The 14,509-nt window shown below is 50.6% G+C and carries 14 protein-coding genes; 9 read left to right on the top strand and 5 right to left on the bottom strand.

Annotated features, from left to right (window positions below):
• Window positions 1–145: 145 nt before the first annotated feature.
• The gene (locus T433_RS0110940) at window positions 146–586 is read right to left on the bottom strand and encodes a lipocalin-like domain-containing protein (RefSeq protein WP_027455829.1); all 441 of its coding nucleotides are present in this window, start codon (window positions 584–586) and stop codon (window positions 146–148) included.
• Window positions 583–2,115, bottom strand: a complete 1,533-nt coding sequence (locus T433_RS15230) for a capsule assembly Wzi family protein (protein ID WP_044109737.1) — start codon at window positions 2,113–2,115, stop codon at window positions 583–585. The genes T433_RS0110940 and T433_RS15230 overlap by 4 nt, the downstream gene beginning before the upstream one ends.
• A 150-nt stretch (window positions 2,116–2,265) precedes the next feature.
• Here T433_RS15230 and T433_RS0110930 point away from each other — a divergent pair, with 150 nt between their 5' ends.
• Both T433_RS0110930 and T433_RS0110925 read left to right on the top strand, forming a co-directional pair.
• Window positions 2,266–3,189 carry a hypothetical protein gene (locus tag T433_RS0110930; RefSeq protein ID WP_044109735.1) on the top strand — a complete coding sequence of 308 codons (924 nt, stop codon included), beginning with the start codon at window positions 2,266–2,268 and terminating at the stop codon, window positions 3,187–3,189.
• Window positions 3,190–3,536: 347 nt separating this feature from the next.
• Window positions 3,537–3,974, top strand: a complete 438-nt coding sequence (locus T433_RS0110925; protein WP_044109733.1) for a GxxExxY protein — start codon at window positions 3,537–3,539, stop codon at window positions 3,972–3,974.
• 517 nt (window positions 3,975–4,491) lie between these two features.
• On the opposite strand, the gene T433_RS0110920 is transcribed toward T433_RS0110925, so the two are convergent.
• Genes T433_RS0110920 through T433_RS0110910 form a run of 3 tightly spaced genes read right to left on the bottom strand, consistent with a single transcriptional unit; the run spans window position 4,492 to window position 6,680 of the window.
• Entirely contained in the window at window positions 4,492–4,998 is a 507-nt protein-coding gene (locus T433_RS0110920; RefSeq protein ID WP_027455826.1) for a histidine phosphatase family protein, read from the bottom strand.
• Window positions 4,995–5,609: a uridine kinase gene (gene udk / locus T433_RS0110915; protein WP_027455825.1), complete on the bottom strand. Its 615-nt coding sequence runs from the start codon at window positions 5,607–5,609 to the stop codon at window positions 4,995–4,997. The genes T433_RS0110920 and udk overlap by 4 nt, the downstream gene beginning before the upstream one ends.
• Window positions 5,610–5,630: 21 nt before the next feature.
• A complete protein-coding gene (locus T433_RS0110910) occupies window positions 5,631–6,680 on the bottom strand; it encodes an endonuclease/exonuclease/phosphatase family protein (RefSeq protein ID WP_027451010.1) in 1,050 nt (349 codons plus the stop codon).
• A 154-nt stretch (window positions 6,681–6,834) separates the two neighbouring features.
• Here T433_RS0110910 and T433_RS0110905 point away from each other — a divergent pair, with 154 nt between their 5' ends.
• The 7 genes from T433_RS0110905 (at window position 6,835) to trxB (ending at window position 14,294) form a co-directional block, all read left to right on the top strand.
• Window positions 6,835–9,378 carry a TonB-dependent receptor gene (locus T433_RS0110905; protein WP_027455824.1) on the top strand — a complete coding sequence of 848 codons (2,544 nt, stop codon included), beginning with the start codon at window positions 6,835–6,837 and terminating at the stop codon, window positions 9,376–9,378.
• Between the two features lie 18 nt (window positions 9,379–9,396).
• Window positions 9,397–10,263, top strand: coding sequence for a DUF5689 domain-containing protein (locus T433_RS0110900; protein WP_027455823.1), 867 nt, complete (start codon window positions 9,397–9,399; stop codon window positions 10,261–10,263).
• A 36-nt stretch (window positions 10,264–10,299) separates the two neighbouring features.
• A complete protein-coding gene (locus T433_RS15970) occupies window positions 10,300–11,235 on the top strand; it encodes a hypothetical protein (RefSeq protein ID WP_155808484.1) in 936 nt (311 codons plus the stop codon).
• Between the two features lie 85 nt (window positions 11,236–11,320).
• Window positions 11,321–11,575: a type B 50S ribosomal protein L31 gene (locus T433_RS0110890; RefSeq protein ID WP_027451013.1), complete on the top strand. Its 255-nt coding sequence runs from the start codon at window positions 11,321–11,323 to the stop codon at window positions 11,573–11,575.
• A gap of 87 nt (window positions 11,576–11,662) precedes the next feature.
• The gene (locus T433_RS15220; RefSeq protein ID WP_248616517.1) at window positions 11,663–12,652 is read left to right on the top strand and encodes a DNA/RNA non-specific endonuclease; all 990 of its coding nucleotides are present in this window, start codon (window positions 11,663–11,665) and stop codon (window positions 12,650–12,652) included.
• Window positions 12,653–12,758: 106 nt separating this feature from the next.
• Complete coding sequence (locus T433_RS0110880) at window positions 12,759–13,310, top strand: glutathione peroxidase (RefSeq protein WP_027455822.1); 552 nt, start codon at window positions 12,759–12,761, stop codon at window positions 13,308–13,310.
• Window positions 13,311–13,361: 51 nt separating this feature from the next.
• A complete protein-coding gene (gene trxB, locus T433_RS0110875) occupies window positions 13,362–14,294 on the top strand; it encodes a thioredoxin-disulfide reductase (RefSeq protein WP_027451015.1) in 933 nt (310 codons plus the stop codon).
• The last annotated feature ends 215 nt before the right edge of the window (window positions 14,295–14,509 follow it).

The following is a 14,509-nucleotide window of genomic DNA, read 5'->3' as shown; positions in this document are numbered from 1 at the left end:
GTCTCACAAAGGAAAAACCGCGGACCTTCGGTCCTAAAAACCTGGGTTAGATTTTTACCCATTGATTCTCTACTTACCCACTCCTTACCCCATTCTGATCCAATCCTAACCCCCTCCTCTCCCCCTTGGGGAGGTCGGGAGGGGGTTAATACTTACGGAAGGTGAGGCGTAGCGTGGGGGATTGGAGAATCAGGCGACTGGATGTGAGCTTTAGTACCTGGAACTGCTGGGAAAGGGCGCTGAAGCCAAAGGGCTCGATGTCTTTCACATCCTCGACCAAAGGGTCCTCCATGTCACGATTGTTGAGATAAGGATTGAACGTCTTCAGCACATCACCCTCGTGCGAGAACTTAAAAATATAGATGGGGGTTCCTTTATGAGTAGCCTGGCGCACCTCGAGGATGCGACCTTGGAAACTCCAGGTGAGCGCCTGCTCTTTCACATTCTCGTGTCCGCCAGTGGCCAACGTATCTACGTCGGTCATCTGCCAGAAGCCATCCAGGTTGCCATTGTCCGATGTCTCCCAATCGCAGGCTGTCAACAGCAACAGGGTGCCTAAGGCTATCAGCCATGTGTATCTTTTCATAGTCTATTCTCCTTTCCTTTCTTGTTTAACCACATCGAACGGCCCACGGTGAGTTGCATACCGAGGTTATCGCCCATCAGTTCGCCACGATCCATGCCCAGCGCTCCCTTGACGTGCCAGCCCGCCCAGCGTGAGGTGGCAGGGAAGTGGTAGGCAGCCTCAGCCAACATACTGACATTGTTGCGCGGCTCGGGGTAAATGGCGAAATAGGTGCCGAAGCCTCGTTGTATAGAGGTCAGCACACGGTAGTGAAGACCGGGCAGCGGATCACCGCTGACACCGAAGTGCCACGCCCAGAAACGGTTGTCCTTCACCTGGATGGTGTGGTCTGTATTATATATAGGTGAAAGATAGAGCGGGTTGCCCATCACCATGCCCCAGTGTTGCCAGCCGGTGAAGAGATGGTGGTTGTAGTAATCGTCGAGTCCGGTGATATGCTCGCCATCGGTCTTGGTGATGTCGTGATACACAGGACCGCCCTGGTACTTGGTGTAGAGATACTCCACCACGAAGTCGTTGGCCCAGGGAAACGCCTTCAGTTTCAGTTCAGCACCCAGCAGCGCATCGCGGAAGTCATAACAGAAGTAGCGCGACTGCTTGCGCTGGAAAGCCTCATCGCCACTGCCATAGCCATTATAGGCGATGTGCACCATCATCGAGTTGTCCTCGAAGAACTGGTCGGCATAGAGTCCCAGGTTCCATCTCTCCTGATCGATATTAAGCTTTGCCACCCAGCTGCCCACGTGGTTGCCCTCACTGTTCAGGTAGTTACCATCGGTCTTGTCGGTGCCCTGTGCTGTCAGCGCATTGAGGAAAGCCTTGAAGCCCTTGTCGTTCTCTATCTTTGGTGCCGACACATGGTCGTAGATGGTGCCACCAAACTGGCATCCCATCTCCAGTCCCAGTTCGAAGGTGATGTTCTTTGGCCCAAAACGCAGATAACCACCCTTGGTATGAAAGAGAGTGTGCTCCGTGCGACGGTCGTGTCCCTGTGTGAAGTCCTTCTGCCAACGGTCATCGGTGGTCATGCCATAGGAGCCATAGCCACGGAATGCCACCCACCCACGGGTGTATGGGATAGACCACCAATCCAGCTCGAAGCGTACCTGCGGGATGGGGCGTGCGTTGATGCCGAAGGTCTGACTGCCCGAGCTCAGCTCCTGGTTCTTGTGCACCATCGGCTGCTGCTTGCTGCCCACCGTCATGCGTATCTTCTTCCAATGCAGGTCGGCATAGGCCTGTTGCACCACCAGCGTACTGGTGAAATTGGCCGCTACAGCCACGTCGGCACCATAGCCCCAGCGCCACTTGCGGGTGTGGTTGCTGTCGGCCTCGTGAAAGATGCCGGCACGCAGATAGCCACTATTACGCTCTATGGAGCTCAGTCCGTAGTGGTTGGCATTGAGCCACAACGGCGAGTGGTCGCCAGCCGATGCCGTGACCTGCGTCTCGGTGCGCACCTCGGTCTGGGCCAGAGCCATCACGGCACCACCCAGCAGCATCAACATCAAAGTTATTTCTTTCCTCATAATCAAAAGGTTTCCGCAGGCAAAGATAATAATTATTAGGGAAATTCCCCCAGCGTTTAGGGAAAAACCTTTGGAAGGGTGACACTTTTCCACTACTTTTGCATCAGAGAACAAGAAAAAAGAATGTAGAACCATTTAAAGAATACGATTATGAAAAAGATGTTGTTTATCCTGGTTAGCATGCTGACGATAGCAGTATCGGCTAACGCCATGTCATACGAACGTGCACGCAACGAGGCTCTTTTCCTGACCGATAAAATGGCATACGAGCTGAACCTCACCGACGCACAGTACGAGGCCGCCTACGAGATAAACCTGGACTATCTGATGGGCGTGAGCAGTCGCTACGACGTGTTTGGCACCTGTTGGGAGCGCCGCAACATAGACCTGGAGTATATCCTCTACAGATGGCAGTGGGACCTGTATCGTGCAGCCACCTACTTCTACCGTCCGTTGTACTGGAATGCAGGTTATTGGCACTTCAGAATCTATACGCACTATCCGCACCGTGACTACTTCTACTTCGGTCGTCCACACTTCTACGCATCGTATCGCGGCGGGCACAGCTGGCGCCACAATGGTGGTCGCAGCTACTACGAGGGACGTCACGACCACTATCGTCCTCACCACTCTCGTGAACAGCACGTTGGCATGCGCACCAACTGGGACCGTGGTGACTACCGTTTGACCACACACAACAGCAGTTCTACCCGTCATTCGGCAGCTACTGATGGCAGCCGTCGCACGGAGAACACGACCCCAGCCACTCGCGAACTGCACGTTGGCAGTCGTAGTAGCATCACGACGAATAGCAATGACACACGCAGCCGTAGCACCGGCAGTTTCTCACGCAGTGAGGGCAGTCGCAGTCACAACTCTGGCAGCATCTCACGCAGTGAGGGCAGTCGCAGTCATAGCTCTGGCAGTATCTCGCGAAGTGAGGGCAGTCGCAGTCATAGCTCTGGCAGCATCTCGCGAAGTGAAGGCAGCACCAGAAGTATGGGCAGCAGCACCAGAAGTGCAGGCAGCAGTACTCGCAGCACGAGCGGTGGGTCACGCGGATCACGCAGATAAGTGCCCTTGTTTTATAACAAAAACCGTAGAAAACCCCTTCTTGAGACAGAAGCCTCTGTCGAGGCTTTAACGGTGTTAGTGGAAGACTTACTTGTGAGCAAGCTCACAGTTCGTCTTCCACTAACACCATTACCCCATTCTGGGGCTCTGTCTCAAAAAGGAAAAACCACGGACCTTCGGTCCTAAAAACCGGATCAGGTGCTCACACACTCCATCGACCCCCTCCTAACCTCCCCATGGGGAGGAAATGCTGACTTTATCTGAGATAATAATAACATTATGATAGGACAGGAATGGCTTTGTACAATAAATGATGTGATGAGCTCGTTTCTTACAAAAATGAGGATATGAAGATTACTGAAAATACGAGTATAGACGCTGAGACCATTGCAAAATTAAAGGCGCATGTTTATGACATTGTAGGTTGTTGTCAGGCGGTGCATAGAGAGTTGGGACCTTGGCTCAACGAATATGTTTACCAAGAAGCCCTAATGGTATTGCTGCAAGAAAAGAATATTCCATTTATCAAAGAGTATTATTTCCAGGTTTCATTTCATGGACACCCTTTGCCGCACAAACACTATATGGACTTTCTGTGTAAGGATAATGTTGTGGTGGAATGTAAAGCCATCGCTTCGATAGGAAATGAGCAACGTCAACAACTATGGAACTACATGAGGTTGGCCAACAAACCCATAGGCATTCTTTATAACTTTGCGCCAGTAAAAGATCAATGTGAGAAATATTATTACGACGTTAAAAGCAAGACAATCTCTGCATTTTAGATTAACTTGCATGATACATGTTGATTGTGCGCTTCTTCTTTTAAACCAAAACCGAGAAGACCCGCTTCTGTTGTTGCTGGTCCTTCGTCCCATCCGTTTGTTGTCAATGCTTCATCGAAGTCAAGCAAGCTTGCCTTCGCCGCCGCATTACCCCCAAACCGCCTGCCGGCTACAACAACAGAATCGAAAAACCGAGAAAACCGCCTACGACTTGGTAAATATAAACAGTGGAGTAAGGCTTTAGGAGCCAGATTGGAAAGGACAAAATTACACCCTCCCTTGGGAGGGTTGGGGTGGGGTTCGGTTTTTCAGGACCGAAGGTCCGGGGTTTTTCCTTTCTGAGACAGAGAGCCCCAGAATGGGGTAATACATATAGCGGAAGACGGGCCGTGAGTTTACTCACGAGCAAGTCTTCCGCTATATGTATTAAAGCCTCGAAAAGAGGCTTCTGTCTCAGAAAGGGGTTTTCTACGGTTTTTGTTATTCGACAAGGGATTGCGGAAACAAAATCAGCGAGTTATAATTCGAGGCGGCGGACCTCGGCATTAGCCATGCGTTGGATCTCGGTCATAGGCTTGTGGTGATAGACAGCATGTATGGCTTTATTCATGATGCCGTGGCCTACGGCCAGAATGGTCTTTCCCGCATATTGTTGTTTCAACATGTCGAGAAACTGTTGTGCCCGCTGCATCATGTGGTCGAGCGTCTCGATATTATCGGGCCACACCTCGTTTTTCAGCTCAGGGATGAAGCGTCCGGTGAAGTCGCCCCAGTCGCGCTCACGCAACAGAGGAGTGGTCTGCACCTCAAGATGATGCGGTTCGGCAACAATCACAGCCGTCTGAACAGCGCGATGCAGATCGCTTGCCATAAAGACATCTATAGGATGATTGGTCAGCGCGTCGCGCAACTGTCGAGCCTGCACGATGCCCGTCTCGTTCAGTTGTCCGGGTGTCTGTCCCTGCATGATCTGTCGTGCATTATCCACGGTCTCGCCGTGGCGCACCAATAACAGTATCGTCATACGCCGGTAACAATACCCTCGATGTAAGTCTTCAGGATGTGGATGCCCGTCTTATTCTCTCCACCCCAGGGCACGATCAGGTCGGCAAACTGCTTGGTAGGCTCGATAAACTGTTCGTGCATGGGTTTCAGTACCTTCTCGTAGCGGTCGAGCACCATCTCGACGGTACGTCCGCGCTCCACCACATCGCGACGGATGTTGCGTATCAGACGGACGTCGCTGTCGGTATCCACAAAAATCTTCAGGTCCATCATGTCGCGCAACTTCTTGTAGTGCAGCGTCATGATACCCTCGATGATGATCACCGGCTTGGGTTCCACATGGATGGTCTCCTTCTGTCGGTTGCTCTCTATGTAGGAATAAGTGGGTTGCTCGATGGCCTCGCCATTCTTCAAGCATTTGATGTGTTCGGTGAGTAACTTCCAGTCGAAGGCATCAGGATGGTCGAAGTTGATAGCCTTGCGCTCTTCGAGCGTCAGCCCTGTGGTGTCATTATAGTATGAATCGAGTGGTACCACAGCCACGCAATGAGCAGGCAGTGCATTGGCAATTTTCTTAACGACGGTAGTCTTGCCAGAACCTGTGCCGCCTGCTATTCCGATGATTGTCATAATGATTTGTCAGATATTTTACTACTTAACCTCTTTGATGACATAGACCACGGATGGCAGGTGATCGCTATAACCATCGAGCCATGAACCGCCGGCATGCGTACGCAGGGGGTTGCCTTTATATTTTCCCTCTTTCTGGAAGAGGTAGTCGCGCATGAAAATCTGGTGACTCCAGTAGGTCAGCGTGCTAAAGTCCTTCTTGCCCTTCACGTCGAGCAGCGAGCGCGAAAGGATGATTTGATCGAAGAGGTTCCAGCGTCCGTCATACTGCAACGTGCCGCGACCACTGGCCAGCGTGTCCCAGAAGGGGTTCCAGAGTCCGCCCTCCTCTACCTTGTTCATCTTACGTTTGGCACCCAGTGCCTCGGCCATAGACTTATCCTGTGGGTCGTCGTTCATATCGCCCATCACAAAGAGCTTCACGTTGGGATCTTCCTTCATCAGCGAGTCTTTGACCAGACGAATCTGGCGTCCGCCCTCCTCACGATAGAAAGAGCCGGCGAAGCGCGAAGGCAAGTGATTGACAATGACCACGACATGCTCGCCAGCCATCTGGCCGCTGACGGTCAGGAAGCCACGAGTGGCACGGTCGGCATCAGCAGGCAGCACATAGACATAGGGCACCAGCTTCACATTGTCGACCTTGAAAAGTTTGGGGTTGTACAACAAGGCGCAATCGACGCCACGCTTATCGGGACCCTCCACGTGTACGAACTGGAAGTTGCGAGCCTTCAGCGGCTCCTGGTTACAAAGGTCGGTCAGTGCACGGGCATTCTCTACCTCAGAGACACCAATCACGGCACAGCCAATGCCAGGCAACTTGTCGGTGCCCAGTTCAGAAAGCACGCGTGCCATGTTCTTCAACTTGTGCGAATACTTCAGGCCGTTCCACTTGTTCTTGCCATCGGGCAGATACTCGTAGTCGTTTTTTCCCTCGTCATGGCAAGTGTCGAAAAGGTTCTCAAGGTTATAGAAGCCAACACCATAGAGATTAAACTTACGCTCTTGTGCTGTTGCACTGCCCACTCCGACAAGGAGCAGCAATGCCATCAGGATCATTGTCTTTTTCATAATTTAGCCAGTAATGTTTCTGCAAAGATAAATAAAAATTCTGGTACGACAACAGAAACATTATTTTTTTTTAGAAAAGTTTTGCGCTTACACCATTTTTATATATCTTTGCACCTAATAAAACTAATTAAATCTCTATAAAAAACATTTATTTATGAACAGAAAGCTGAAAACAATGGTGCTGATGCTTTGCATCGCTCCTGCTGTGATGGCCCAGTCTGAGTCAGATCCCCTGACCACAGACCTCCAGAACGAGCATGCATTCACCTTCACCGAGAGTCAGCTGGACGAAGACGAAAACATTCCTAAGAACGTCATCATCTTCTCGTCTAGCCGTAATGTGTATGCCAGCGAAGTGGGCTACCGCTTTAGCCCCGCCCGTTTCAAGTTCCGTGGCTATAATTCAAAGTACAACGACATCTATATCAACGGCAACCCCGTGAACGATATAGAGACCGGTTCCTTCCGCTATTCGTTCGTAGGCGGTCTGAACAACCAGACACGCTCGCAAGAGACCACGCTGCCCTTCGAGGACAACCAGTTCTCTATGTCGGGCATGGCTGGGTCGGCCAACTACAACTTCCGTCCAAGCAGTTTTGCCACTGGACAGCGCTTCTCGCTGGCCGGTGCCAACCGCAACTACAACGTGCGTGCCATGTACACCTACAATACAGGCATGATGGACAACGGATGGGCTTTCACCGGTAGTCTGACATACCGCTGGGGTAACGGTACGGGCTTTGTAGATGGTACATTCTACAACTCGCTCTCTTACTTCCTGGGGGCAGAGAAGATGATCAACGACCAGCACTCACTATCGCTGGTGACATGGGGTAACCCCACCGAGCGCGGCACGCAGGCTGCCTCTGTGGATGAGATGTACTGGATTGCCAACGACTATCAGTACAACTCTGTATGGGGATACCAGAACGGCAAGAAGCGTAACTCGCGTGTGATCAAGGATTTCCAGCCTGCTGCCATGCTGATATGGGACTGGAAGATTGACGACGACACCAAGTTGACCACCTCGCTGCTGGGCAAATACACCATGTTCAGCAACAGCCGTCTGGACTATAACAACACCACCAACCCTCAGCCCGACTACTACTCGGTGCTGCCCAGCTACCACTTCAAAGTGTGGGACCAGGAGGCAACCGAGGACCGCGACGCTGCTGCCCTGGCCAACTGGCAGGCCAGCTACGACTATCTGTCGGCCAGCAAGGCTAACCGCCAGGTGCACTGGGATCAGATGTACTTTGCCAACCGCACCGTGGCACTGCAGGGTGGCGAGGCTATGTACTACCTGAAGCGCTTCCACGACGACCAGCTGACGATGAACCTGTCGTCTTACCTGGAGAAGGTGTTGAACCCCAGCACCATTCTGCACGGTGGACTGCTGCTGTCGGCCAACAAGGGTATGCACTACCAGACCATGGACGACCTGCTGGGTGCCACGAAGTTTACCAACGTGAACACCTACGTGATCAAGAGCTATGGTAAGGATAGTCAGCAGGCACAATACGACCTGAACAATCCCAACAAGCGGATTGGCAAGGGCGACCGCTTTGGCTACGACTACAACCTGCTGGTGAACCGTGCTCAGGTTTGGGCAGGCATCTCGAAGGATATTGAGAGCGCTCACCTCTTCCTGAACGGACGCGTGGCCGGCACCAGCATGCAGCGCGACGGTAAGATGCGCAACGGTCTGGCTCCCACCAACTCTTACGGTAAGAGCAGCACCAAGAGCTTCTTTGACGCAGGCTTCAAGGCTGGCGCACACTTGGATCTAGGCAAGGGTCACGCCCTGCTGATGGGTCTGAGCTACGACTCAAAGGCTCCTGATGCGAAGACGGCCTTCCAGGCTGCACAGGTGAGCAACGAGTTTGTGGCCGACCTGAAAGACGAGAAGATGATGACTGCCGAGCTGGGCTACCAGCTGAAGACCTCATGGTTGGGCCTGAACTTCAACGCCTTCTATAGCCACCTGGACGACGTCACAGAACAGAGCATGTACTACTCTGACAGTGACCACTCATTCTCATACGTATCGCTGACCGGCATTGCCAAGAGCTACTACGGACTGGAGCTGGGTGCCAACGTGAAGGTGACCGACTGGCTGAACATCAAGGCACTGGGAACTATCAGCGACGCTAAGTACATGAACAACGCCAACGTGAACTACATGCTGTCTGAGGATGGCGTGACCCACAGCGACGTGGTACTTAATAAAGGTATGCGCGAGGGCAACACACCTCTCACCGCTGCCAGCCTGGACCTGAGCTATCATGCCAACGGCTGGTATGTGGACCTGATTGGCAACTACTACGACCGCATCTACCTGTACTACACACCTGTGACACGCTATGCCAGCAACCAGTCTAACAGCATCAACCTGATCACTGGCGAGACTGAGTATAACGACGTACCCGCACAGGACAAGGGCAAGGGTGGCTTCATGGTTGACGCCTCTATCGGTCGTCAGTTCTACCTGAAGAACGGCCACCGTCTGGGTGTGAACTTGATGGTGACCAACCTGCTGAACAACCTGAAGATTGTCACTGGTGGACGCGAGCAGAGCCGCGTGAAGTATGAAGACGGCGAGCCCGTGAACCCCAAGAAGGACCCCTTCAAGAACAGTCCTTACAAGTTCTATGCTAACGGCATCAACGGCATGCTGATGCTCAACTATTACTTCTAAACAAAACGTAGACGCATTATGAAAACAATAAAATATCTTGCAATGACACTTGTTGCCCTGTTGGCAGTAGCCTGCCAGGGTGACTGGGATGAGCCGACGTTAGCCTATGGTGACTTGAATGGCAACAACAACATCACGGACGAGAATATCATCACCATTGCACAACTGAAAGATAAATATCCCAACGTGTTTGCCTCTACAGACAAGGCCGTAAAGATCGAGGAAGACATCAAGATCAAAGGTCGCGTCAGCGGCAACGATATTGGCAGCAACATCTACAAGCAGTTCTTCCTTCAGGATGAGACTGGCAGCATCATCATTTCTGTGAACCAGAGCGGTATGCACGCCTTCCTGGCCGAGGGACAGGAGATCATCGTGGACCTGAAAGACCTCTGGATTGGTGGTTATCGCAAGGAGCCACAGATCGGTTCAAAATATGGCAGCGGTGTGGGACGTATGAACAAAGAGGTGTTCCAGCAGCACTTTAAGTATGTGGGCACACCCGACGTGACAAAGATTGACACGCTGAAGTTTGCATCTGTTGCCGACTTCATGAAGCTGGACAAGAACAAGAACTGCGGCCAGCTGGTACAGATCGGTGGCATAGAGTTCAAGGACGTGGAAGGTCTGGGCACCTTTGCACCCGACTCGACGAAGGACCACACCGTGACCATCAAAGGTGGATGTGTGTCGCGCGAGCTGAAGGGCTACACCGCCAACCAAATCGTGGTGCGCACCAGCACCTATGCTAAGTTTGCAGCCTGGAAACTGCCTAAGACCAAGGGCACAATCGTTGGTATGGCTACACGCTTCGTCAGCGGTTCTACCGACACCTGGCAGATTATGATCCGTAAGGAAAGTGATATCAACTTCCCCGAGGAATAATACAAGTAACAAGAACCTTTTAAAAAGAACAACAATATGAAAAGGCTATTTAAAAATCTGACATTCTTCGCAATGGCTGCCGTAGCACTGGCTGCCTGCGATAAAGATGTCGAAGCGCCTTACGGCATCCCTGGAACTGATGCTAACCCTCTGGGTACGCACATCAAGGGTGGCACCGGTAGTGGAACGGTGGAAGATCCTTATAACGTGATCAGCATCCTGAACGTGGCCAGCAATCTGGAGGCAGGCGACAACACCGACGACTACTGCTTTATCAAAGGTAAGGTGGTATCGGTCACAGACCAGTTCACTGCACAGTACGGTACAGGCACATTCTATATCTCTGTTGACGGTACAAAGACCAACCAGTTCTACGTTTACCGCGCCTACTACCTGGGCAACAAGAAATGGACTGCCACCGACCAGTCTCTGGAAGTGGGCGACGAGGTGACCATCTGCGCCATTGTGACCAACTACAACGGCACGATTGAGACCGCTCAGAACCTGGGATTCATCTACGAGCTGAATGGTGAGAACCGCGGCGGCGCTCCAAAACCACTGGCACCTGCAGTAGGCGATGGCAGCCTGGAGAACCCATTCAACGTTTCAGGTGCACTGAAGTTCACCAAGAAACTGGGCAAAGATGTCAACTCTACAGAGGATGTTTACATCAAGGGTATCGTGTCTAAGATTGACGTGAGCAACAACAAAGAGCAGAACTACGATAGCGGCTTCGGAAACGCCACCTTCTTTATCTCGGACGATGGCGAGGATGCCAACACCTTCGAGGTTTACCGCGCCAACTACTTCAACAACACCAAATGGTCAGAGGGCGCAGGTCCTGTGCTGAAGGTAGGCGACGAGGTCGTTGTTTATGGTAAAGTGGTGAACTACAGAGGCAATACCCCTGAGACCGTATCGGGTAAAGCCTACCTCTACATGCTGAACGGCGAGACCACTCCCGGAAAGTAAAAAAAGGCTTAAAAGTTTGCGAGAATCAAAAAAAGTTCGTACCTTTGCAGCCCGAAATTATTCATAAACAACAATTTATAAAGAAATGAAACAAGGTATTCATCCAGAAAACTATCGCCCCGTCGTGTTCAAGGACATGTCCAACGGCGATATGTTCCTTACGAAGTCTACTGCAAAGAGCAATGAGACTGTAGAGTTCGAAGGCGAAACTTACCCAGTGGTAAAAGTCGAAATTTCAAGTAGCTCTCACCCCTTCTATACTGGTAAGAGCAAGCTCGTTGACACGGCTGGTCGTGTTGATAAGTTCATGAGCCGCTACGGTAAGGCTGCGAAGAAATAAGATAGCTTACACTTGAAGGAATAAAAGGTGCATTCTGGGTAGTTGCATATGCCCATGACTGCACCTTTTTCTTATGGAGAAAAACAGATGACGAACAACACACACAAAAACAAGATGGTTTATATACATCACTTTTTTAGTAAGTCCGCCCTACTCCTTCTGATTATCGGAGCCTCTTTGATGAGTGCCTGTGGCGAAGACAACGACGACACCGTCAACATCGTCAACAACAACCGCAACGACGTGAGCACCTATCCGGAAGCCGCCAGGAAGGAGTTTCCAAAACTGAAAGACAACGGCAACAACATTGTCATTGTACACTACACGAGCAATGGCGAAATCAACTACTCGGTGGAATGGGACGTGGAGAAACAGTCGCAGCGCTGGTCTTGCTACCAGATTTATGCGGGCAACCGCAGTTCGAACACATCGAGATATTATGGAAACCCACAATATCCTTTTGATCCGGAACTTAGTTCAGAGATTCCTTACTTTGGAGGTGATGATCCCTTCAAAGGAAGTGGTTTTGACCATGGACATATCTGTCCGTCGGCAGACCGTCTGAACTCTGCCGAGGCAAACTATCAGACATTCTTCCTGACCAACATGCAGCCGCAATACAATGCGTTTAACGCAGGCGTATGGGCACACATGGAAGACTACATGCGCAGCAAGATAACGAAGAGCAGTTCGGACACCTTATTTATATGTAAAGGAGGCACCATCGACAACGAGAGCCAGATTTTGATGCACCGCAGCAATGGTCTCATCGTGCCGAAATACTTCTTTATGGCCGCACTGCTGAAGCGCTCTGAGTCCAACATCGGCGCGATGGGATTCTACATCGAACAGCGAAAGGTGGATGACTATGACAGAACGTCGGATGGCACAAAATATGATTTAAGTCCGCATGTCGTGAATATCAACGAACTGGAAAGACTGACAGGTCTGGATTTCTTCTGCAATCTGCCTGACGACATCGAGGAACTCGTAGAAGGAAAGTCTGCTGACTTCCTAAAAAGTGTATGGGGACCAATGGTTGCGCCCAACCTGACTATTCAGAAGAATGGCAAATGACGACTATTGATTAAAATTACGTAAATTGTTTGGCAAAACAGAACTTTTTGTGTAACTTTGCAACAAAAGATTTCTGAATAACATTGAATTTTTACATAACACAACAATGAGAACTATTTACGATTTCTCTGTCAAGGACAGGAAAGGAAAGGATGTATCACTGAAAGAGTATGCCAACGAGGTAATTCTTATCGTGAATACAGCAACGAAGTGTGGCTTTACCCCACAGTATGAAGAACTGGAAAAACTCTACGAGAAATATCACAGCCAGGGATTCACGGTCTTGGACTTCCCATGCAACCAGTTTGGTCAGCAGGCACCTGGTACCGACGAATCTATTCACGAATTCTGTAAAGCAAACTTTGGAACAGAATTCCCACGTTTCAAGAAAGTAAAGGTGAAGGGCGACGATGCAGAACCCTTGTTCAATTTCCTGGTAGAGCAGAAAGGCTTCCAGGGTTGGAACATGGAGCACCCCATTGCCCACATTCTGGACGACATGCTGACAAAGACAGACGCCAACTACAAGGAAAAGCCCGACATTAAATGGAACTTCACCAAGTTCTTGATCAACAAGAAGGGACAGGTGGTTGCACGTTTTGAACCCACCGAGAATATTGAAGTGATTGAAGAACAGATTGAGGAACTGCTGAAGTAAGTTCACAATCCATTATTACAATTCACAGTTAAAAATTCAAAGTTCACAGTTATGAAGACAAAATGCTTAATTATAGGTAGCGGACCTGCCGGATATACAGCGGCAATCTATGCGTCAAGAGCTAATCTATCGCCCATTGAATACTGCGGACTTCAGCCTGGTGGACAGCTGACACAGACAACGGAAGTAGAAAACTTCCCAGGCTATCCACAGGGTGTTGACGGCAACCAGATGATGATGGACCTGCGTCAACAGGCAGAGCGTTTCGGTACAGACATCCGAGACGGCGAGATCGTTAAGGTGGATTTCTCAAAAGCGCCCTACAAAGCATGGGACGATGCTGGCGAAGAGATTGAAGCCGACACCGTGATTGTAGCTACTGGTGCTTCTGCAAAGTATTTAGGATTGCCCGACGAGACGAAATACAACGGTATGGGTGTTAGCGCCTGTGCCACTTGTGATGGTTTCTTCTACCGCAAGAAGACCGTAGCAGTGGTAGGTGGAGGCGACACTGCCTGCGAAGATGCACTCTACCTGAGCGGTCTCTGCAAGAAAGTCTATCTGATTGTTCGCAAGAACTACCTGCGCGCATCCAAGGTAATGCAGCAGCGCGTGATGGATCGCGAGAACATTGAGATCCTGTTTGAGCACAACACCATAGGACTGTTTGGTGATGGTGCCGTGGAAGGTGCCCACCTGGTGAAACGTATGGGAGAAGCCGACGAAGAGAAGGTTGACATCCAGATAGACGGATTCTTCCTGGCCATCGGTCACAAGCCCAACACAGCCATCTTTAAGGAGTGGCTTGACACCGACGAGGTGGGATACCTGAAGAAGATAGACGGTACACCAAAGACAAAGGTTCCCGGTGTCTTCGTGGCAGGCGACTGTGCCGACCCAACCTACCGTCAAGCCATCAGCGCCGCAGGAACAGGTTGCCAGGCAGCCATCGAGGCCGAACGCTACCTGCTGGCAAAGAATTAAGATGAACCGAAATCGAAACATCGTTTTATCGAAGCATCGTTTTACCGAGATGTCGAAATATCGAGATATCGTTATATCGAGATATCGAGATAACGACAAAAAGAGTTAACGACAAAACAACAAAAAAGAATAAAAAACAAAAAAGCCCCGCTTCACAGCGAGGCTTTTTCAATTAACTAAATTAATCAACCATAAACCTTAACCATTAAAAATCT

This window comes from Xylanibacter brevis ATCC 19188 (assembly GCF_000621725.1).
Taxonomy (GTDB): Bacteria; Bacteroidota; Bacteroidia; order Bacteroidales; family Bacteroidaceae; genus Prevotella; species Prevotella brevis.
The sequence above is the reverse complement of the archived record's forward strand: the minus strand, read 5'-3'. Positions and strand labels throughout refer to the sequence as shown.

What these genes read in the sequence shown, in the direction of transcription:
- T433_RS0110900 (WP_027455823.1), top strand. Translation starts at nt 9,397, where the DNA reads ATGAAAACAATAAAATATCTTGCAATGACACTTGTTGCCCTGTTGGCA.
- T433_RS0110880 (WP_027455822.1), top strand. Translation starts at nt 12,759, where the DNA reads ATGAGAACTATTTACGATTTCTCTGTCAAGGACAGGAAAGGAAAGGAT.
- T433_RS0110910 (WP_027451010.1), bottom strand. Translation starts at nt 6,680, where the DNA reads ATGAAAAAGACAATGATCCTGATGGCATTGCTGCTCCTTGTCGGAGTG.
- T433_RS15230 (WP_044109737.1), bottom strand. Translation starts at nt 2,115, where the DNA reads ATGAGGAAAGAAATAACTTTGATGTTGATGCTGCTGGGTGGTGCCGTG.
- T433_RS0110940 (WP_027455829.1), bottom strand. Translation starts at nt 586, where the DNA reads ATGAAAAGATACACATGGCTGATAGCCTTAGGCACCCTGTTGCTGTTG.
- T433_RS0110930 (WP_044109735.1), top strand. Translation starts at nt 2,266, where the DNA reads ATGAAAAAGATGTTGTTTATCCTGGTTAGCATGCTGACGATAGCAGTA.
- T433_RS15220 (WP_248616517.1), top strand. Translation starts at nt 11,663, where the DNA reads ATGACGAACAACACACACAAAAACAAGATGGTTTATATACATCACTTT.
- T433_RS15970 (WP_155808484.1), top strand. Translation starts at nt 10,300, where the DNA reads ATGAAAAGGCTATTTAAAAATCTGACATTCTTCGCAATGGCTGCCGTA.
- T433_RS0110890 (WP_027451013.1), top strand. Translation starts at nt 11,321, where the DNA reads ATGAAACAAGGTATTCATCCAGAAAACTATCGCCCCGTCGTGTTCAAG.
- T433_RS0110905 (WP_027455824.1), top strand. Translation starts at nt 6,835, where the DNA reads ATGAACAGAAAGCTGAAAACAATGGTGCTGATGCTTTGCATCGCTCCT.
- T433_RS0110925 (WP_044109733.1), top strand. Translation starts at nt 3,537, where the DNA reads ATGAAGATTACTGAAAATACGAGTATAGACGCTGAGACCATTGCAAAA.
- T433_RS0110920 (WP_027455826.1), bottom strand. Translation starts at nt 4,998, where the DNA reads ATGACGATACTGTTATTGGTGCGCCACGGCGAGACCGTGGATAATGCA.
- udk (WP_027455825.1), bottom strand. Translation starts at nt 5,609, where the DNA reads ATGACAATCATCGGAATAGCAGGCGGCACAGGTTCTGGCAAGACTACC.
- trxB (WP_027451015.1), top strand. Translation starts at nt 13,362, where the DNA reads ATGAAGACAAAATGCTTAATTATAGGTAGCGGACCTGCCGGATATACA.